This window comes from Paenibacillus sp. sg306046 (assembly GCF_059821225.1).
On record NZ_JCAMRT010000017.1, the window covers coordinates 34,720 to 54,116 of the forward strand.

The following is a 19,397-nucleotide window of genomic DNA, read 5'->3' on the forward strand; positions in this document are numbered from 1 at the left end:
GCGCTAGCTCAAATAAGCTGACGGCGGGGAATCCCGGGCGTCAGCTTATTTTGTTATATTCATTTAAGGAAATGCGAAAATTTGTCAGGGGCCTGGCGAATTTCTTGTGCAAGCTGCTCGTAAGCCTCTGTTAATTTGACGGAGCGTACTCTCTTTGCTTCCAGGTCACGAGGTTCGATAAACCCCGCTTCCCTCCAGTAGCTTACCTTTTCCCTTATGGATCGATCCGATAATCGGAAAAGCTCCCTCATTTCACTCGTCGTCATCGTATCTTGCTTAAAAGTCAATTGGGCGAAAGGCATCCTTTGCTGCGGGTCTAATTTTCGAATCAACTCCGGTTCAATTCTCGTCATTTGGGCTGACTTCTCCGTTACAATGGCTGCAGCCACTTGGAATACCTCCGCGAGACCGTTGATAAAAAACTCGAGCCAAGGAGTTAATACGGCCTCATTCCGCCCAAAATAATAATTGTGATGAAGACCTAATTGGAGCCGACGATAATACTCTGCCAACTTACGATCGTAGCTTAGCGGGCTCCTTCGGCCTTCCTTCCTTGAGCAGCTTGGCGATGAGGCAGCCGACCAGCAGCGACCATACCGGAGACGACACGCCAAAAAAGGATACGTTCGCAATCGCGATCACAAATGCAAACAAAGCGGAATACCGGTACGAGGTCTCCGAAAAGACAGACTGGAGCGTGCCGATCAAAACTCCCGCCAGCGAAAAGCCGGATACGAGCACAATAAACGCCGGCGGCAGCATGTTGATCACGACCAGCATCGCTCCGGCGAACAAGCCAAATGTGATAACAAGCACGCTGCACACGACTCCCGCCCAGATTCGATGCTGCTTCTCACCGGCCTCCTCGCTGCTGCACAAGGTCGACATCATCCCTCCGATCGTGACCGCATGGCCGCCAAACATTCCGACAACCAGCGTTCCGAGCCCCGAATACACAATCGCCTTGTTCACGGGCGGCTGGAACCCGTTTTTCTTCAAGGCGGCGAGCGCTACCGCAATATCGTTGCTGACAATGAGGATGGCAATCGGAATCGACAAGGAAACAAAGCCGTTCACGGTAAACGCCGGGCTAATCCAGGTTAGCATCCCCCACTCCGCAGCCTCCGCGGCCGGAAACTCATAACCCATGCCTAACCCGATTACGCCAAACAGCAGCATGCCCAGCAAGGGCGGAATCGACTTGAATAGCCGGGGCACAAGTAGAAATCCGAGCAAGGACAGCAGTCCGACCAACGGAAATTCCTTAATCGCCGGAATAATGCCGACCACGTAATGCAGCACAATGCCGGCCAGCATCGCATCCAGCATTGGCTTCGGAATGAGATCCATCACCTTCCCGAACATGCCGGATATGCCAAGCAGTGCAATCAGCGCCCCGGCCATCATAAAGCTGCCCGCCAGCTCGGCGATCGGGTAATGTAAAGCCGAAGTGCTCAAAAAAGCGGCAGCGGTCAGCGACTGGCAGCCCGCAAATGGAATCCGGTAGCGTAAAATGAGGAATAAATTAAGTAGACCTCCAATGACATAAACGGCAAACAACCAGGACAAGGCTTCCGCCCGGCTTAATCCCAGCGCGTTGGCGCTATTGATGACCAGCACAGCTCCGCCCATACATGCCATAACGGCCGTCGCCAGCCCGGTCGAAGCATTTTTCGTTGTTAACATAGATGCGTCAGAAACTCCCCTCTGCCTGCTTGAACGCCACTTCTCCCAATCCTCGTTCAGGCCAAGCTGCCGGTTCCTATTCAGGAACCCCGCGGTAATTCGGAAGCTGCCGTCTGCTTGGCCTGGAATACTGCCTTCAACAACGGTGGAGTGACCAGCGTCGTTAAGATCACGACCAGCACGACAGCGGTAAAATACGAGGCAGGCAGCAAGCCTGCGCTCAATCCCGACGCCGCGATAATTAAAGCCACCTCTCCCCGCGACACCATCCCCGAGCCAATCGCCACCGATTCGCGGAGCGTAAAGCCCGTCAGCCGGGCGCCCAGCCCGCCGCCGATCCATTTGGTCATTACCGCCACCAGCGTCAGCAGCACGATAAATCCAAGCTGGCTGCCTAGCCCGGCGAATGAAACCTGAAGTCCGATACTGACAAAAAACACCGGGACAAACAGCGTATAAGCGATCGGCTCTACCTTCCGTTCTACGCTATGCTTGTGTGACGTTTGGGCAACGGCAAGGCCCGCCGCGAAGGCGCCGATAATACCGGCCACCCCCATCAGCTCAGCGAAATAAGCAAAGCCGAAGCAAGCGGCCAGCGCGCCGCTCATGAGTCCTTCCGTGATCTTGCGCGTGGACATGAACTTGAGCAGCGGCGGGACGAGCAGCCAGCCGGCCAAAGCCACGACGGCAAAAAACACGACTTTTTTTAGAGCCATGACAGGGATCGAAACAGCCTCTGCGGTTCCAAGCATACTCATCATGACGGCCAGCAGCACAACAACAAGGACATCATCGACAACGGCCGCCCCTAAAATTGTCGTGCCTTCGCGGGAATTGAGCTGGTTCATTTCCTTCAACACCTGCACAGTGATGCTGACCGATGTAGCGCAAAGCAGCAGTCCTAAAAATAACGCGGGGGTTTGCGACAAGCCCAAGGTCAAGGAAAGGCTGTACCCGCCTATAAACGGCAGGATGACCCCTCCGGTTGCGACGGCAAATGAGGCTTTCCAGTTTTTGCGAAGCTGCTCCAGATCCGTTTCCAGTCCGGCCATAAACATCAGCAGCAGCACGCCGATCTCGGCAAAAACATGAATAAATTCATCCGGCTGTACCCAGTTCAGCACCGCTGGCCCTACGACGATCCCGGCAAGCAGCTTGCCGAGGACAGCCGGTTGACGCAGCTTCACAGCTAAATCGCCAGCCAATTTGGTGGACAAAATCATGATAACAAGTTTAAGAATAAATACCATGTGTACACTCCCTTTCCTTAGCCGCGAGCGGCTCTTCATGACGTGCAGCCACAGCAAAAAAGAACCCGATTCGATACAGGTTCTCTGGAAAAAGACGCAGTGAACCTGTATTGACAGGCTCCACCGGGTCACACGTATGCGTTTATCTACATAAGTTTACCCGAAATAAGCGGAACATGCAAGGCTACCCTTGCTGCCTCTTACCCCTTAATCGCCCCGATCAGCGCGCCCTTGGCGAAATATTTTTGCAAAAACGGGTAGACGCACAAAATCGGTACGGTTGCGATCATAATCGTCGCGTATTTGATCGTCTCGCCCACCTGCAGCAAGTCGCCGCCGCCCGAGCTGTTGGCCAGCATGCTTTCCGTCGAGTTGGAAATCAAAATTTCCCGCAGCACCAGCTGCAGCGGAAACAGCTCCCGGTCCTTGAGAAAAATCGACGCGTAAAACCAGCCATTCCATTTTTCCACCGCATAATAAAGCGTCATCACCGCAAGAACCGGCAAGGAAAGCGGCAGCACGATCCGCCACAGGATGCCGAAGTGATTCGCTCCGTCGATCGTGGCCGACTCCTCCAGCGCATCGGGAATCGCCATAAAGGCCGTCCGCATAATGATCAGGTTAAACGTGTTGACCATAAACGGAATAATGAGCGCCCATAACGAGTCGATCAGCCCTGCGCCCTTGACCACCAAATATAACGGAATCAATCCGCCGCTGAAAAACATTGTAAACACAATCACAAACATAAACACATTGTTCCAGTACACCTGCTTGCGCGACAGGACAAATGCCCCCAGCGCCGTCACCAGCAAATTGACCGCCACCCCAGCGACCAGCACATACAGCGTATTCATATAGCCGAGTAGAATCGACGGGTTCTGAAATACGCTGCGGTAAGCGGAGGTGCTGAAGCCCAGCGGCAGCACCAGCAGTCCGCTATGGCTGATCAGCCGATCTGCATCGCTGACCGAGGCGGCCGCCACATGAATAAGCGGGTATAACGTAACGACCACCAGCACCGCCAGCATCATATATACGCCTGTGTCAAACAAGCGCTCGCCCCAGCTGACGCTCCGGCTGCGGCTTCGGCGGGAAACCGCGCTGATCCGGCCGACGCCCGGACCGTGCTCCGCCCGGCTCCCCGAATGCGTTCCTTTCATACGTTCACTGCTCCTTTCTCCAGGCGGTTACCATAAGCTGTTGCCGCTGACACGCCGGCTGATCCGGTTCGCCAGCACCAGCAGGACGAGATTAATGATCGAGTTAAAAATACCGACCGCTGTGCTGAAGCTCCAATTGGATTCAAGCAGTCCCTTGCGGTACACGAAGGTCGAGATGACATCAGCGGTTTCATACGTGACCGGGTTGTAAAGCAATATAATTTTCTCGAACCCGACGTTCAGCAAATTGCCCATCCGCAAAATCAGCATAATGGTAATGACCCCCATAATGCCCGGCAGGGTGACATGCCAAATTTGCCGAAGCCTGGTCGCCCCGTCAATCCGCGCAGCCTCGTATTGCTCCTGATCAATCCCGGCCAGCGCCGCCAAATAAATGATCGACTCCCATCCGATCCGCTGCCAAATTTCGGACAATACGTAGATCGGGCGGAACCAGTCCGGCTTCTGCAGCAGCGCCTGGCCGTCGCCGCCGATCAGGCTGGTCACCATCGCATTGACAATGCCGCCTCCGCCGGTAAAATCCTTGATCATGCCGCAGATGACAACCATCGAGATGAAATACGGCATATACGTCACCGACTGGGCGAATCGCTTGAACCAGCGGCTTCTCACCTCATTAAGCAGCAGCGCCAGCAGGATCGGCATCGGGAATTCGAAAGCAAGCGACAGGAAGCTGAGCGCCAGCGTATTTTTCAAAATCCGGATAAAATAGTAGCTGTCGAACAGCGAGGCAAAATGGGTAAATCCCGCCCACTCGCTGCCGATAATTCCCTTCATCGGGGAGTAGTGTTTGAAGGCGATAATGGCCCCGTACATCGGAGCATAGTGAAACCAGATGTAGTAGCCAAGCACCGGCAGCATCATCAGATACAAATATTTATTGCGGAGCAAGTCCTTCCGCAGCTTCGTTCGCAAGCGGACCTCGGCCGTATTCAACAGGCAGCGCCTCCATTTCTGCGGCTACGCCGGACGGGAGAGGGACAGGCTCCCTCCGCCCGCCAGCCGGAGCGGTTTATCTTTTGTTGTAACGGCTGAGCGCCGCCTCTTGAATTTCAATGGCTTTGTCGATTTTAAGCGACTTCAGCTTCTGCACATACGCATCAAACGATTCTACTGGCTCCGCGCCCAAAATCACCTTGAGGCTCGTTTCGTCGGTTAAGGTTTTGACATCGTTCATAATCGAGGCAAGCAGGGTGCTTTCCTCCGGCGTCGCCGTCACCGGCGGCATGTAATACCGGCTGACCTCCGTCTGCCAGATGTTGATCGCGTCGCGCTGCGCCTGCAAAGCCAAATATTGCTCCGAATGGCGCTTATCCTGCACGAAGGACCCGTAATAGTTCGACCGCGTATACAGCGAAAACGCCTGGGCCGGAGACAGCTTATCCGGATTGCTCATAAGCAGCTCCGTATATTTCGGCTGACCGCTATCCAGCTTGTAGCTGACGCCCTCGATCCCGAAGTTAAACAGCAGCGAGCCTTCCTCGCCGTACGCGTAATCCAGCAGCTTGACGGCCAGCTCCTTGTTTTTGGAGTTGCCGGAAATGGCCGTGCTCATGCCTGCGCCAAACGGAAAATCCTTCTGGCCGAACTTTGGCTTGTCGCCCTTCTTCAGCACCGGATAAGGCGCGGCGACGAGCTGTGCTTTCGGGTCCTTCGCCTGCAGCACCGGCGTCCACTTGCCGATGCCTGCCCCCGAGTTGCCGATGGCCGCTCCGGACCGGCCGGTCGTCATGCTCGCATCCAGCGTTTTTCCGTCTACGGTGGCGAAATTTTTATCGATCAGCCCTTCGGCATACCATTTGCGGAACGTCGCGAGGAACTCCTTGTACGACGGCTCCATCGGACCGTATTTCACCTTGCCCTCCTCGATAAAAAACTTGCGGAACGCGCCAAACGCACCCGTAAAGGCTCCATTATCCAGGGCGGACAACGCCGTTGGAGCGCTTACAAAAGTGAGTGGAGCTTCGGCCCCTTTCTTTTCCTTAAACGCCTTCAGCACGGTATACCATTCATCCATCGTCTCCGGCACCTGCAAGCCGAGCTCATCCAGCCAGTCCTTGCGGATAATCGGCCCCTGGTACACCATCAGGTAGTCGTCGCCGCGAATAAACGGAAATACGTAATAGCTGCCGTTGTCCGTTTTGACCATTTTATCGACCTCGGGATGCTCCTTCAGGTATTTCTTCAAATTCGGCGCATGGCTGTCAATCAGCTCGTTCAAGCGGGTAATATACCCTTCGCTAATCGCCTTCTCCGGACCGCCGGGGAAATTAATCCAGTCATATTCCAGCACATCGGGCAAATCTCCCGAAGCAAGCATCACGTTCAGCGCTTCCTTCTCCTGATTGACCGCCGGGTGTGAAAACTTGACCGTAACGCCGGTTCGCTTCTGCCATTCCTGGAAAAAGGGCACCTCGTCCCACTTCGTTTTCACCCCGACCAGATTCGCCGTAAACGGAGCCCACATCGTCAGCGAGCCGCCTGGCAGCGGATATCCGGCCTTCCCCGCCACAGCGGGCTGACCAGCTCCGGCGGCCGGCTTGCCGCTGTCAGCCGTTCCTGTCTGAACGCCGGAGCAGCCGACCAGCAAGCTTAACGCCGCCAGCAGTGCAGTCGACAGGACGGAGCCGCGTTTTGCGCGCAAGCGCTGCGAATCGTGTGCACGGCGGTTTCCCGCGCCCATGCTTGGTAATGTTTTCGGCATGCTTGTTAATGGTGTCGGCATGCTTGTTAAGCTTGTCTGGCCGCCCTTATTCGTTTTGTCCGTCATGTTCTCCCTCATTTCATTCCCACCTTTGCCTGAATGTCATGGCTTGCCTGGCTAGGCCCTGCTCCTTTTATTATGAAACGGCTGCCCTCCGGAGAACATGCTCAAAACCGTAGATCCCATGAACAAAACATGGCTTGAACCGCGCTGAACCGCAGCTGTCATAAGCAAAACCGTACCTCACCGGGTTTCTTTGTATTTGCCCGGCGTGATGCCTTCATATTTCTTGAACATCCGGATAAACGTAGCCGTCTCGGCAAACCCCGACTTGCGGGCCGCCTCCCCGACACTGTCCCCTTCCTCGGCCAGCAGCCGCTTCGCCTCGGCAATACGGGCTTTGTTAATGTAATCCAGCAGCCCTTCCCCGGTATATTCCTTGAACGTCCGCGATACGTAAGCCGGATTCATATCCAGAAAGCTGGCAACCATCGAGATGTTCAGATTGGCGTCGCCCTGCCGCTCCTCCACAAAGCGGATCACCCGTGCGATCCATTCCTGCTGCGCGCGATCCCGGCTGTGCGATTGCTTTTGCTCCAGCTTCCGGGACGTATAGTCGCAAACCTCGCTGAGCAGCAGCGTCAGCTTTGCATGCAGCTCAGCGGCTGTTTCGCATTTCATAAGCTGCTCAAGCTGCCTCGGCTCGTTCAGAAACGGTGTTTCCTCCATCGGACCGATGTCGCTGATCGTCTTGATCATCGTGCTGATCAAATTCACCATCAGGCATTTGGCAAGCTGCACGGAGCCGACCGGCTGGCTGAAGTTGCGCTCCATCACCTCATCCAGCACATGCCGGGCTTTGGCGAAGTCGCCTGCTTTCATAAAGTTGACCAGCTGCTGCTCCGCCTGCAGCGGATAATAATAGCCGTGCCGCATCCCGTCGGCCATGCCCGGCTGCACGTCCCGGTACGCGATAATTTCCCGGCGGCCGATCACCATCTTGTATTCCAGCGCGTCCAGCGCCTCGCCGTAAGCGCCCGCAATGCCAAGCGGCGTCGAATGAATGCCGCTGACGGCAACCGTCAGCCCGATCTGGTAGCGCTCGGCCAGAAACAGCTGCGCTTCGCCCGCGATGGCCAGCAGCTCCTCAAGCCGTGCATCAGCGCTGTGATCGGCTTCGGCCTCCTCGGCTCCCGGCCTGCCCGGACGCAAATTGACCAGACACGCCATCCGGTCGTCGATCTCGGTCACGTAGCCCGTATGGCGCGACGCAATCAGCTCCTCGCAGACGTTGGCCACAATAAACGGCAGCAGCCGCTCCTTCGCGCCTGTCTCCATCGCGGGCAGACGCGCGAAAAAAGCTTCCGGCTCCTCCACGTACAGCAGCAGCACCGCAAATTCATCGGAATGAAATGTAATATCGAAGGCCGTGAGCGCTTCCGCCAGCGGAATTCGCTCATCCAGCCTGCCCTTGAGCAGCCGGACCAGCGTGTTGGAGCGAAGCAGCCGGTTTTGACGATCCAGCTGGACGTGAATATCGTCCTTTTCGTTTAACGTGTCGAAGATGACTTCCTCCAGGTACCGGAACTCGTTGTTCGAGGACTGCTCCCGCTGCCGGGTGCGTGAAGCCAGTCCGCGAATCAAGCGGCCAAGCGGCAAATAGTTGCGATGCAGGAAAAACAATGCGAGCAGCCCGCCGCCGCCGAGACTGAGCGCTACGCTGATCAGCGTCAGCGTCCGAATCTGCTCCGCTTTCTCCCAGAACAGCGTACGCGGCACAACGGAAATATACGTCAGCTCAGCCGTTCGCGACCGAATGTACATAAATTCCGCCTCGATCCCGCGGTAATCGGCATAGATCAGTCCGGAATCACCGATCAGCCGACCGGCCGCATCCAGCCGTTGACCGGTTTCGCCTGTATTGGACGCAACCACGGTGGACTGACCGTCCAGCACAAACACGTCTCCGCCGTTAAACAACTCCAGGTACGACGTCGTCTTGAGCAGCTGCTGCACGTCAAGCAGCACAAGCAGGCTGCCGGACGGCTGTCCATCCGCCGCCTCCGGCAGCGAGCGAATGTACGCCAGCACCGGCCTCCCGCCGCCGCCCGTCAAGGGTACAAATCCTTGGGGATGCTTGCGGCGCAGCAGCTCCCGCCAGCTGTCATAGGAGATGTCCAGACCCAGCCTGCCCGTTTCGTAGGCAAGCCTGCTGTCCATCGCCGCGCCCGGCTGCAGCACCAGATCGTCCCGGCTGCTGTAGACGTAAAACGGATGGTCGAAGCCGGACGACGTCTGGTACCGTTTCAGCTCCTGCACGACCTGGTAGGCGCTGAATTTCCGCTCATTGGGCGCTTTCTGGGAATAGAGCAAATCCTGCAGCTGAATGCTCCAGGCGATTTCTTTATCCATGCGAAACACCGAGCTGAATTCATGATCCAGCACATCGCGGGCCTGCTGAAGCAGCGAATCGTTCGCCCGCTCGATTTCCGCCGTCAGCGCCTGATTCGACTGCTTGTATACAAACATACTGATGACAATCGGCATCAGCAAGACGGCCAAATAAGACAGCAGCCACGTCAGCATCACGCTGTGGCGCTTGTTCCAAAGCCGTTGAACAACCATACGCTCCCTCCTTCCACTCCGGCGGATCAACAAATAACGGAACCGCAAGCGTTATCCCTGTATTTTCCTCTCCAATGTCGGAGGCAAAATGCGGCAAAACGCTCGTAGTTCCGCTACGTTTGCTTCGAAATAGGTGTACTGGCGGCCGCAAATCAGCGCCGTCCTTCCTCCATCCGTCTAAACGCGTCATACAACGCCAGCTTCGCGTACATATCCTCCAGCGTAAATCGGGCATCCACATGACTGTACCAGCGAATCATCCGCTCCGTCGGCTCGTGAATATACCGCATATCGCGGCCAATCCGCGGAGCAGGCTTCAGCTCATACCCGTATTCATGGGCATCCAGCAGCAGGCTGACCGCCGGGGAGTCGCCCAGCGACCACATCTCCCCCTTCGGGAACCGGGGATTGTCGGCCAGCGCCATATTGAAATCGGCCATTTGCTGAAACAAATAGCGGCCCAGCTCACCGCAAGGGCGCACCTTGAGCGCCAGCTCCGCCAGGCTGACCCGAATCGTGGAGTACACATCGCGCGGCACGACCCACAGCGGAATTTCCGAACGCATGACGACATTCGCCGCATCAATATCATTGCTCAGGTTAAATTCACGCTCGCCGTGCGGCCACTGGCCTCCGCCGATCCAAACCGCCGTCAGCCTGGAGGCGATCGCCGGCTCAGCCAAATACGCGCTGGCCAGATCGGTAATCGTGCCGAGGAAAATGACGTACAGCGGCAGCGGGTCATCCTTCATCGCCTCGCGTACAATAAGCTCCGCCCCTTCGGACGGGGCGGGCGTCCGCTCATCGGGCATGGCCGCTTCCGCTCCGCGGTACAGCGGAATTTGGCCGGTCAGCTCCATCAGCGACAGCAGCTTCTCGCATTCCTCGTAGCTTTCCTGCATCGAGGCTGTCGTGCGTGCCGTGCCGAAGTGCGCGGCAATAATGCCCTTTGGACGAAACGCGGCGTCAGCAGCGCATGCACGATTGCGAACTGATCATCCGCTTCATTTTTCGCATCGGTATTTATAATCAGCCTGATTTTCTTGCTTTCCGGTACGTCATAAGGTAAAAATTCCAGCATTCGGCTCATTCCTTTCATCTGTTGAACGACTTAAGCTTGCCTTCGTTACAGACCCGCTCTGCTGCAGCTTAGCCTTGCCATTTCAAGAATCCGGCTGTCAGTCAGCTGCGCCTTACAACCTCAATATCCAGCGTAAATCCGGCTGCATCCCGCCTGTACATGCTCACTTCGGTATCGCCGAACCGCTGCACCCAGCAATCCGGGCTGCCGATGTACGGCTGAACCGCCTCACGTACCCGGTCATCTCTAAAATCATCGGTCGGCAGCCAGAAGCCTTGCCCGAACGTCCGGGCTTCCCGCCAATTCGCCGGAACAAGCCAGCTGCCGATCACAACGGCTGTCCCCTGCTCCGCCTTGTCACGGACGAGCTGCAGTGTCGCCGCCGACAGCCGCGAGCCCGCAACCACAATCAGCCTGGGATTGCCAAGCTGTGCGGCGCGCACCGTTTCATCATACGCCAACACATTGCGCACCGGATGGAACAACGGATGTACAGGCGGCGGAGACTGCAGCTCTATGCCGGACGTACCCGCCTGCAGCGGAAAGCGCTCGAACGGCACCTTTCGTTTCAGCTCATGCCTTGGAAAATCGTAGCCTGGGATGTGCAGACAGCTTCCATGTGCCGGAATGGTGCCGTGACTGAGCAAATGCCAGGCCTGGAACAGGCTGCCTGTCGACTCCGGCGCGCCGCTGTCCGTGTTCCCGTACAAACGGGCATGCTGCCCGTAATTGCTGTCATCCGCATGAATAAGCGCAATATCCGCCTCCGCGTCAGCATGGGTCCAGTGCAGCGGATGGCGCGGCACAAAGTCTTTTACAAATTGCTCCCAGCGGTCGCCGAATTCCGTTTTCCGGAACCGGCTTCCGTCATAGGACAGCAGCACATCTACATTTTCCGTAAACAAATGCGTCGGCCCCATCCAGTACCCCATCTGCAGCGCCGATTCATATTCGTCCGGGGAATGGCCGGGAAACCCGGAAGTGCGGGTAAACCAGCTGCCCGTATCCGGTCCCCACAGGTCTGCGCATATCCACATCGGCCGCCCGTACTGCTTCGCCGCCCCAAGCGCCGTCGCGAGCTGCAAGGACTGGAACGACTCCTTCATAATTTTCGGACAGACGGCCATACCCGCACGCGCCGACAGATGGAACATCACGGGAAACACATGCTCCGAGATCAGCGGAACAGCCGCCCCGTCCATACCGTTGGCGTCAAGCAAACGGCGCACATGGTTCACCCGCTCGGCCACAGCCCCGGTGACACGCGCCTCGGCGTCAGCCAGGCTCAGCCCCTGCGTGTCGGCCCAGTGCGGAAACCAGCCGTCCTTCCGGTACTGCGCCGCATTGATCTGCAAATGCTCCGGTTCGTCATACAGCAGCCCAAGCAGCCTTCCGGTGCGGGCCGCTTCCACAATCGCCGCATCCGGCACATCATAACGGTTCGTCCCCTCGACCCAAGGACCGTTGATATTGCCGTACTCGTTGCCCAGGCATACATACATGCCCGCCTGTTGAAGATCATGCAGCAGCTCCGCCTGTCCCTCCAGACCGGGAAACAGATGATGCACATAAAACTCCGTACCCAGCTCCTGCAAAACAGCCACATACGCCGCACGCTCCGGCGTCGGGTCCTGGGAAGGCGTGATCATGCCGGTTCCCGTGCGCATCACCCGGTCTGAGGCATCCCCGGCCCACGGGTCCTGCCAAGCGAGCACCGGACCTTGCAGACCCAGCCTCGGCTTTCGTAGATTGTCACTCATAAAGCGTCACCTCCCGGACGGGCCGCCCTTGATGCCGCGTTCTCCAAGCGGACTGATTCGCCTGCTTCCTGCCCCGCCAAAGCTTCCTTCGACGCCGACGCCTCGCCAGCCTCCTGCCCTGACGCCGCTTCCCTCGACGCCAATGCCTCGCCAGCTTCCGGCTCCGGCTCATACAGCCAATCCATCGTGTCCGCTCCCGCCCCGTCATGCTCGACAATCCGCTGCGTCAACGGCTGGTCGGCTGCAATGACGCCGAGAATCAGGTAGGCGCCCTTGCCGAGCACCAGCGTATGCGTGCCCGGCTCATAGGTGTAAGCGTGTACATTCAGACTTGGATAAAAGTATACCTTGACGCCGTTTTTCAGCACAGGTATCAAGCCGCCGCGCTCGTCTGCATGCGTATTTTCTTCCAGATTCGGCGCCTGCAGCCACTGGGAATCCGCGGAATTAAAGTACCCGACCAAAATACGCGACGGCTCGGTCAGCTCCAGCTCGATATTTATTCCACTGCGCGAAGCCTCCACCTGACTGAACCGGATACCGGTCAGCCCGTCCAGTTCCTCGGCGAAGCTTTGGATAAATACGTCGCCATCGTTGAAAATATACTGCTGTTTGGCGATTTTGTATATTTCGGCATTGGGTGACAGCAGCGTAAACGGAGCGGGGCGGTAAGCGCCGATGCGTCCCTCCACCCGACGAAGAGCCGCCGGAAGCTGACCTGTCTGCAGCCGCCGCACATGCGCGGACAAATGGTCCAGCTCCTGCTCATACAAGGGCAAGCACGCACGCCAATGGCTGTATGCATCCCCGTCGGGAAATGGAACCTTGCGCTGCGGCGTCTGCATGCTGTTGGCGTACTTGTACGTGCGGTCCGTCAATGCCGCAAGCTCGCGGTAGCTGCGCAGCCCTTCCCCGGCGTGAGCGACCGCCTGCTCCAGCAGCCCGACCTGCTCCGTATAACGGCCTGCCGCCGTATGCTTGTAGGTCAAGATGTCGATCGCCGCCCGCACCTTATGCGTATAAGCAAACGTCATCAGCCGGATCGCCTCGACGTCGCTCGCGATGCGCTCGAACTCGTCCGCGTTGCGGCAAACGCCCGCCCGCGCGCGGCTAATCGCCGCGACCGCCTTGTCCGCGTCACGCTCCACCTCCGCCACAATATCCGCGGGCGTCTCCCCGATGTGCGACTCGCCGCTCAGCTCGCGCAGCACGTACTCCTCCAGCCGCTCGCCGTTCGGCGCCTGGCATTCCCACAGCTCCTTCCACGGCATGTACCGCTCCGGATTCGTCAGCTGGCTAAGAGTCATCCCCAGGCTCATCGTCTGGCGGTTGCCCTCGGTAATGCCGAAGCGGCGGAGCAGCTTGGGCGCGCATTCCCCGGCTTCTTCATACGCCGCCAGAATCGCTTCGCCCGCTTCCGGACTTCCGTACCGGTCCGCCAGCAGTCCGCTCCAATAGCCGCGCTCCTGGCGCGGATCGCGATCCGGATTCCACGCATAGCGGAACCAGGCGGCGAACCAGATCCAGTCGCGGTCGAACTGCCGCAGGCTTGGAGTCGTCCGATCAGGCGCATACGGCCAGTCCCAGTAAAACAACGGGTACAGATGGAGTGCATTGGCGCCGAGCCGGTATTTGGCCGCCTGCATGCATTTGTGAATAAAGGACGTCGAGCCCCAGCGGAACGGCTCCAGATTCGCTAAAATATGCACGTTGATCATATGCACGGTATCCAGCGAGCTAAGGTGACGGTGAATGCCCTGCCAGCGCCCGCGCGGCGTAAAGGTCGTCAGCGACTCGCCGTTATATTTGGCCTCCGTATACAGGTTCGGATACAGCGGCAGGGCCGCTTCCATCACTCGCTCGGCGTTTATCGCATGCGAACGGATAATAATCGGCGGCTTCTCCTTCACCTGTGCATCCTGTAAGCCGGCGTTCACGCCTTCCAGCAGCGTTTCGGTCAGCCACTCCCCCCCGTACAGCTGCCCCTGCAAAGCCTCACCGAGACAAATCATCAGGCCGACATTCGGAAAGGAGCGGACGAAGGCAGCGACGGATTGCTTGTAATAATCGCGGGTCAGCGGCAGCGGCTTCGGCTGATGCAGCTCCAGTCCGTGCTTTTCAGCGAACGGCAGCGGAAGGTGAATGTTGTAGAAATTCAACACGATCCAGATGCCGCGTTTATCGCCTTCCTCGGCCAGCCAGCGGAACGTGTCCACATTCAGCCGGTATTCCTCCTCCGTTACCTCAAGCGCCTCCGGATAATCGTCCAGCTTTACAAAGGAGGAGAACGGATGCCCCGTCCATATATAAATGACGTTGCAGCGCTGCTCCAGCAGCATATCCAGGAAATCCAGCCAAAGCGCCTTATCGTAAAACCACGGGAACCGCTCCGGAGTCACCGGATATTCATAGGTGCGGCGGGGCGGCTCGACCTTCGTTTTCTGCAAGCCAAGCGCCGGGCCGCGCAGCACGAATGCCGGCGAATCGCCGAAGGCGAGCCGGTCCGGCAGCCGCTTCTCCTCGCGCACAAGAGCAGCCAGCTCCTGGCAGCCGTACAGCGCCCCCGTGTCGCCGCCCCCCGCCACAACCGTCAAGCCTCCCGGCAGCGCAGCCAAATAAAAGCCTTCCTCCGCCGGTTCCGCCGTATGGTAATTGAGTACCTCCTGCCCCTCCAGCGTGCGCAGCAGCTCCGCCTCCTTCCGGTTGCCGACGAACAGCTTGATCCCCGGCTCGCGGCGGTAATCGAAAGCAGACCACGGACCGGCCGTCTCCACCTGATAGCCCTGCTCCTCCAGCGCCTGCTTCAACAACGCGGCTCCAAAGACGATTCGCGGCGCAGCATCAGGCTGCACCGCCATCCTAATCGTAGTCATCGGTGTATTCCTCCCCGGTATAGCTTGATTTATTCGGCTGCGCTTGCCGTTGCTTGCGCGGGCGCGCCGGTGTCAGGAAGACTGGGCGTCTGGGAGCACGGCCTTCCTTGGCCTGCGACCCCATACCCTTCTGCGGCCTGAGCACACTGCAGCCAGTGCTGTTCGAAACAAAACGTCCACCTCCAAGAGACAGGTGTCTTCTAAAAGGTGGACATTCCCCTTCCCTCTCTTCTGCCGTCCACATGTCCATATTTAGGGTCAGTCGCACCTGGAGCATCTACATATAGCGTTCAAATTCATCCCTGCTCGGTCCGACTACCCTCTACCTCATGTCCACTTTACAAAAGACAAAACCTTGTCAAAGGTCCTTTCTCAGTGGACACTCCGTCGGCATGCTGCTATATGGTCCATATTCCCCTTCCCGCAAGCTCAGTTGACGACGCCGGTGCGGTCCTGCAGGTTCGCCAGCTTCTGATCTCCCCACGTAAATCCGTCGGCCCGCAGACGCTCCACCTTGTCCCAGTCGATGTCCAGTCCAATGCCCGGCTTCGAGGCGTCGGGTACCAGCAGGAAGCCCTGCTCGTATTTCACCTTCTCCACGGTGACGTCATCCACGTACAGCTCAGGTCCGGTCGGATCGGAGATCGCATTCAGATTCGTCAGCCCCGCGCCAAAAATAGCTTGCGCCGCCGTGCCAAAGCTCAGCTCCTGGGTCGTGCCGATCAGCACCCCTTTGCCGGCTACCTCGGCTACCGCCGCCGCCTTGCGGGCCGCCCCGAAGCCGCCGATGAAAATAAGCGCGATGTTGCACAGGTCCACCGCATCGTGACGGATCAGCTGGTGCAGCTGCCGGAAGCTCCACACATGCTCGCTGACCGGCAGGTCAACAGCCAGCCGGAAGTGGCGCAGCCCTTCGACATCATTCAACGGCGCAGGGCTTTCTACCAGCTGGAAGCCATACGGCAGCAACCGCTTCGTCACACGAAGCGCTGATTTCCAGTCCAGCAAATGACTGAAATCCAGCGACTTGATCGTCACACGCTGGCCAAATTCGTTGCGGACCGCATCCAGAAAAGCTTCGTCCGCATCCGGATTTACGCCTGCGTACAGCCGAAACACATCGAAGCCCTGAGCCAGACGCGTGCGGACAACGTCCACATTGGCGGCGACCTCCTCCATCGTCCGGCTGCGGAAGATCGGATAGCACACCTTGATCCGGTCGCGGACCGGACCGCCAAGCAGCCGGCTGACATTCACGCCAAGCGCCTTGCCGACAAGATCATGCAAGGCGATATCGACGCCGCAGCGGACGAAGGCGCCTTTCTCATAATAGTGCATCATCTCCGGGAACAATCCGCCGATATCCCGGTTCAGCGCAACGAGGTCAAACGGATCACGTCCAACCAGCTGCAGCTTCAGTGTGCGGGTCAGATCGGCGGCATCTATCGAAAACTTGGGCAGATGGGAGAAATCGGACATTTCCCCCACGCCGGTCACTCCCTCATCCGTCAACAGCCGGATCAGCGCATGCTGGCACACAAACCCCGTATGCCGCGCAATGGATACAACATCCAGCTTTACATCGATTATTTTCATCCGGAAATTCGCACCTCTATCCTGTCAGAATCATTTCGTTCCGAGAACGCTTACTTTAAAGCGCTTACTTCGCCTTCCGGCGCACTTCTAGCCGCCACTTTGCTCGCAGCTTTCGTCTGCCAGCCCTTCGGCGCTACTACCCGTCTGCTAGGCCAACATACGCTGTTCCCACTGCTGCCCCTCTACGCCGCTGCTCGCCTGCCATCGCGTGGCTTCAACGCAAGGCTATTCCGCCTGCTGGTAGGCCGAACGTCCGCCATCCACGACCAGCGTCGTGCCGGAAATAAATCCCGCCTCATCCGAGGCAAGAAACACGGCCGCCGCCGCCACATCCTCCGGCTTGCCGAACCGGCCCAGCGGCTGCGAGGCGAGCATAAACCGGGTTTTCTCCTCGCGGTTCGGGAACTTGCTCATAAACGCTTCCGCCAGCGGCGTTTCGATAAAGCCGGGGCAAATGCTGTTCGCCCGGATGCCCTGGGAGCCGAAGTCCACGCAAATCCCGTTCGCCATGGCCAGCATCCCTGCCTTGGAGGAATGATATGGAAAATGATTATGCTGCGTACGGAACGCATGGGTGGAGGCAATATTGACGATGCTGCCTCCCCCGCTGTCCGTCATGTGCGGAATCGCATATTTGCAGCACAGCCACGCGCCCTTCAGATTGAGATTCATAATCCGGTCCCAATCGTCCTCGCTGGCGGCGACGACCGATTTGCCACCGGATACGCCCGCATTGTTCACCAAAATATGCAGCGCTCCGTATTGCTCCCTTGCCGCCCGCATCAGCTCGGCTACCGACTCCTCGCTGCGCAGATTGCCATGCACAAACAACACGTCGCCGCCCGCGGAGCGAATGCCCGCTGCCGTTTCTTCGCCGGAAGCGGATACATCATTGATCACGACACGCGCGCCTTCGGCGGCGAATCGGGCTGCGATCGCCTGACCGATGCCAGATGCGGCGCCGGTCACAACGGCCACTTTGTCCTTGAGTCTCATGCCAGTCCTCCATTTGTACAGACCGGAACCGTTCCGACCTGCTTTATTGAACCGCTTTCTGGTAAATCGTCATCGCCTTATCCAGACCGACCTTGTTCAGATTGGACAAGTGATCATTCCACACCTTGTCGTCTTCAATATTCACAACGCCGATGATCGCCTTCGTCGCAAACTGGTACACCTCGTTCCATACGCCGGTCATGACGGAGTTGACGGTGTTGCTCTCCTCTTCGCCAAGCGCCGCATACGGGGCGAGCACGGTCGGCATTTCCCGGAAAAACGGAGCGGCCTCCTGGGTGATCGAAAACGCCGGGTCCGCCTTCTGGGCCACGTCAGCTTTCGTAATATAATAGTCGAAGCCGTACTGCTCCAGCACCTTCTTGCGGTCCAGATCGTCCTTGTATACCGGCACGCCGTCCTTCATCACATAGGTCACATTTTCGACGCCCATCTGATTAAACAGCTGGCCCTCCGGCGTGGACGCCCAGTCGAGGTATTCAAGCAGCCGGTTCAGCTTGGCCGGTTCATTCGCCAGCTTGCTGCTGAACACGGAGCCGAACAAGGAAAAATCGGGGCCCTTAAACATCAGCGGAGGCTTGCTGCCTGCGCTGTCCTGAATATAATGGCGGCCGTAATCCCAGTCGGCGTTTTTGTTCTGCTTCTTCAGCGATACGATCTGGCTGACCCACTGGAAGTCAATCACATCTTTCCCATTCAGACGGTTCTCGTTGAATTGATTCTCCGTGCTGGTGGCAAAGTCCTTTTGAATAAGCCCGGCCTTATACAACTTTGCCAAATATTTCAGCATGGCGCGCTGCTTATCCGTAGCCGGGGAAAATACGACCTGCCCGCCCGCGTCCGGGTCTTTCCAGAAGCTGGTCCAGCCCGTTGAGCCATTGAAGTCCGCCGGTACGCGGAACGTATTCGCAAAGCTGTTCAGCAGCGCCTTCACGCCGGTATTGCCGGAGCCGCCCCGCACCCCGATGCCGACAAAGGACGGGTTGGCCGCCTTGACCTTCACCAACGCCTCCAGCAGCTCATCCGTCGTCTTGGGGAAGGAGGTGACGCCCGCCTTGTCGAACACATCCTTGCGGTAAATCCACGCCATCGGGTCGTACGTCGTCGTAATAAACGGAAGCATATACATTTTGCCGTTGACGTTGGTGAAATCCTGCAGCATTTTCCATTGCTCATCGGTGTACAGCTTGCGATAATTAGGCAGCTTATCCACATAATCGCTGATCGGCAGCAGGTAACCGGACGACGCCCATTTTTTAACTGCGTTCCACTGGTTCATATTGGGGATATAATCGGGATAATCGCCGGAGGCAAACATGACATTATACTTGTCCATCCCGGCGGACAGCGGAATGGCCTGGTAATCCCATTTCATGTTAAACTTCTGCTCCGTGCGCTTCGTGTATTCGTTCGGAACGGCGTTTGGCGCATATTTCGTCTGACTGACAACCTTCAGATTGACGATGCTGTCCTTGCTGTCGGAGCCCGTGGAGGGCGCACCGGGTTCATTCCCGTTCTCCCTGCTTGCCGTGGAACAACCGGACAAAGCAACAGCTGCTGACATCCCGACGGCCAAAGCGGAAACTGCCCAACGTTTTTTTGACATCACGATTCCCCTTTTCTG

13 protein-coding genes are annotated in these 19,397 nt (G+C 57.7%); all 13 read right to left on the reverse strand.

The annotated features are described in order from the left end of the window. Window positions 1-59: 59 nt before the first annotated feature. Window positions 60-389: a hypothetical protein gene (locus AC6ROY_RS17455; protein ID WP_500101857.1), complete on the reverse strand. Its 330-nt coding sequence runs from the start codon at window positions 387-389 to the stop codon at window positions 60-62. A 124-nt stretch (window positions 390-513) separates the two neighbouring features. Beyond that, entirely contained in the window at window positions 514-1,686 is a 1,173-nt protein-coding gene (locus AC6ROY_RS17460) for a benzoate/H(+) symporter BenE family transporter (protein WP_500101858.1), read from the reverse strand. Window positions 1,687-1,766: 80 nt separating this feature from the next. Beyond that, the gene (locus AC6ROY_RS17465) at window positions 1,767-2,936 is read right to left on the reverse strand and encodes a cation:proton antiporter (RefSeq protein WP_500101859.1); all 1,170 of its coding nucleotides are present in this window, start codon (window positions 2,934-2,936) and stop codon (window positions 1,767-1,769) included. 200 nt (window positions 2,937-3,136) lie between these two features. After that, entirely contained in the window at window positions 3,137-3,970 is an 834-nt protein-coding gene (locus AC6ROY_RS17470) for a carbohydrate ABC transporter permease (RefSeq protein ID WP_500101934.1), read from the reverse strand. 156 nt (window positions 3,971-4,126) lie between these two features. Next, window positions 4,127-4,984, reverse strand: coding sequence for an ABC transporter permease (locus AC6ROY_RS17475; protein WP_500101935.1), 858 nt, complete (start codon window positions 4,982-4,984; stop codon window positions 4,127-4,129). A gap of 148 nt (window positions 4,985-5,132) precedes the next feature. After that, window positions 5,133-6,902: an extracellular solute-binding protein gene (locus AC6ROY_RS17480; protein ID WP_500101860.1), complete on the reverse strand. Its 1,770-nt coding sequence runs from the start codon at window positions 6,900-6,902 to the stop codon at window positions 5,133-5,135. 165 nt (window positions 6,903-7,067) lie between these two features. Continuing rightward, window positions 7,068-9,449, reverse strand: a complete 2,382-nt coding sequence (locus AC6ROY_RS17485; RefSeq protein WP_500101861.1) for a helix-turn-helix transcriptional regulator — start codon at window positions 9,447-9,449, stop codon at window positions 7,068-7,070. Between the two features lie 152 nt (window positions 9,450-9,601). Beyond that, window positions 9,602-10,351, reverse strand: a complete 750-nt coding sequence (locus tag AC6ROY_RS17490; RefSeq protein WP_500101862.1) for a nucleoside hydrolase — start codon at window positions 10,349-10,351, stop codon at window positions 9,602-9,604. 280 nt (window positions 10,352-10,631) lie between these two features. Then, window positions 10,632-12,290 carry a hypothetical protein gene (locus AC6ROY_RS17495; RefSeq protein ID WP_500101863.1) on the reverse strand — a complete coding sequence of 553 codons (1,659 nt, stop codon included), beginning with the start codon at window positions 12,288-12,290 and terminating at the stop codon, window positions 10,632-10,634. Beyond that, entirely contained in the window at window positions 12,287-15,163 is a 2,877-nt protein-coding gene (locus AC6ROY_RS17500) for a hypothetical protein (RefSeq protein WP_500101864.1), read from the reverse strand. Before AC6ROY_RS17500 ends, AC6ROY_RS17495 begins: the two co-directional genes overlap by 4 nt. 429 nt (window positions 15,164-15,592) lie before the next feature. Beyond that, window positions 15,593-16,759, reverse strand: coding sequence for a mandelate racemase/muconate lactonizing enzyme family protein (locus tag AC6ROY_RS17505; protein ID WP_500101865.1), 1,167 nt, complete (start codon window positions 16,757-16,759; stop codon window positions 15,593-15,595). A gap of 225 nt (window positions 16,760-16,984) precedes the next feature. Further along, window positions 16,985-17,755 (reverse strand): SDR family NAD(P)-dependent oxidoreductase, encoded by a 771-nt coding sequence (locus tag AC6ROY_RS17510; protein WP_500101866.1) that lies wholly within the window; start codon window positions 17,753-17,755, stop codon window positions 16,985-16,987. Between the two features lie 43 nt (window positions 17,756-17,798). Next, window positions 17,799-19,379, reverse strand: a complete 1,581-nt coding sequence (locus AC6ROY_RS17515; protein ID WP_500101867.1) for an extracellular solute-binding protein — start codon at window positions 19,377-19,379, stop codon at window positions 17,799-17,801. Window positions 19,380-19,397 lie beyond the last annotated feature (18 nt).

Bases quoted from the DNA above. Each gene is read 5' to 3' on its own strand.
- AC6ROY_RS17465 (WP_500101859.1), bottom strand. From the start codon at position 2,936: ATGGTATTTATTCTTAAACTTGTTATCATGATTTTGTCCACCAAATTG.
- AC6ROY_RS17515 (WP_500101867.1), bottom strand. From the start codon at position 19,379: ATGTCAAAAAAACGTTGGGCAGTTTCCGCTTTGGCCGTCGGGATGTCA.
- AC6ROY_RS17505 (WP_500101865.1), bottom strand. From the start codon at position 16,759: ATGAAAATAATCGATGTAAAGCTGGATGTTGTATCCATTGCGCGGCAT.
- AC6ROY_RS17485 (WP_500101861.1), bottom strand. From the start codon at position 9,449: ATGGTTGTTCAACGGCTTTGGAACAAGCGCCACAGCGTGATGCTGACG.
- AC6ROY_RS17460 (WP_500101858.1), bottom strand. From the start codon at position 1,686: ATGTTAACAACGAAAAATGCTTCGACCGGGCTGGCGACGGCCGTTATG.
- AC6ROY_RS17470 (WP_500101934.1), bottom strand. From the start codon at position 3,970: ATGATGCTGGCGGTGCTGGTGGTCGTTACGTTATACCCGCTTATTCAT.
- AC6ROY_RS17490 (WP_500101862.1), bottom strand. From the start codon at position 10,351: ATGCAGGAAAGCTACGAGGAATGCGAGAAGCTGCTGTCGCTGATGGAG.
- AC6ROY_RS17475 (WP_500101935.1), bottom strand. From the start codon at position 4,984: ATGATGCTGCCGGTGCTTGGCTACTACATCTGGTTTCACTATGCTCCG.
- AC6ROY_RS17500 (WP_500101864.1), bottom strand. From the start codon at position 15,163: ATGACTACGATTAGGATGGCGGTGCAGCCTGATGCTGCGCCGCGAATC.
- AC6ROY_RS17495 (WP_500101863.1), bottom strand. From the start codon at position 12,290: ATGAGTGACAATCTACGAAAGCCGAGGCTGGGTCTGCAAGGTCCGGTG.
- AC6ROY_RS17480 (WP_500101860.1), bottom strand. From the start codon at position 6,902: ATGAGGGAGAACATGACGGACAAAACGAATAAGGGCGGCCAGACAAGC.
- AC6ROY_RS17510 (WP_500101866.1), bottom strand. From the start codon at position 17,755: ATGAGACTCAAGGACAAAGTGGCCGTTGTGACCGGCGCCGCATCTGGC.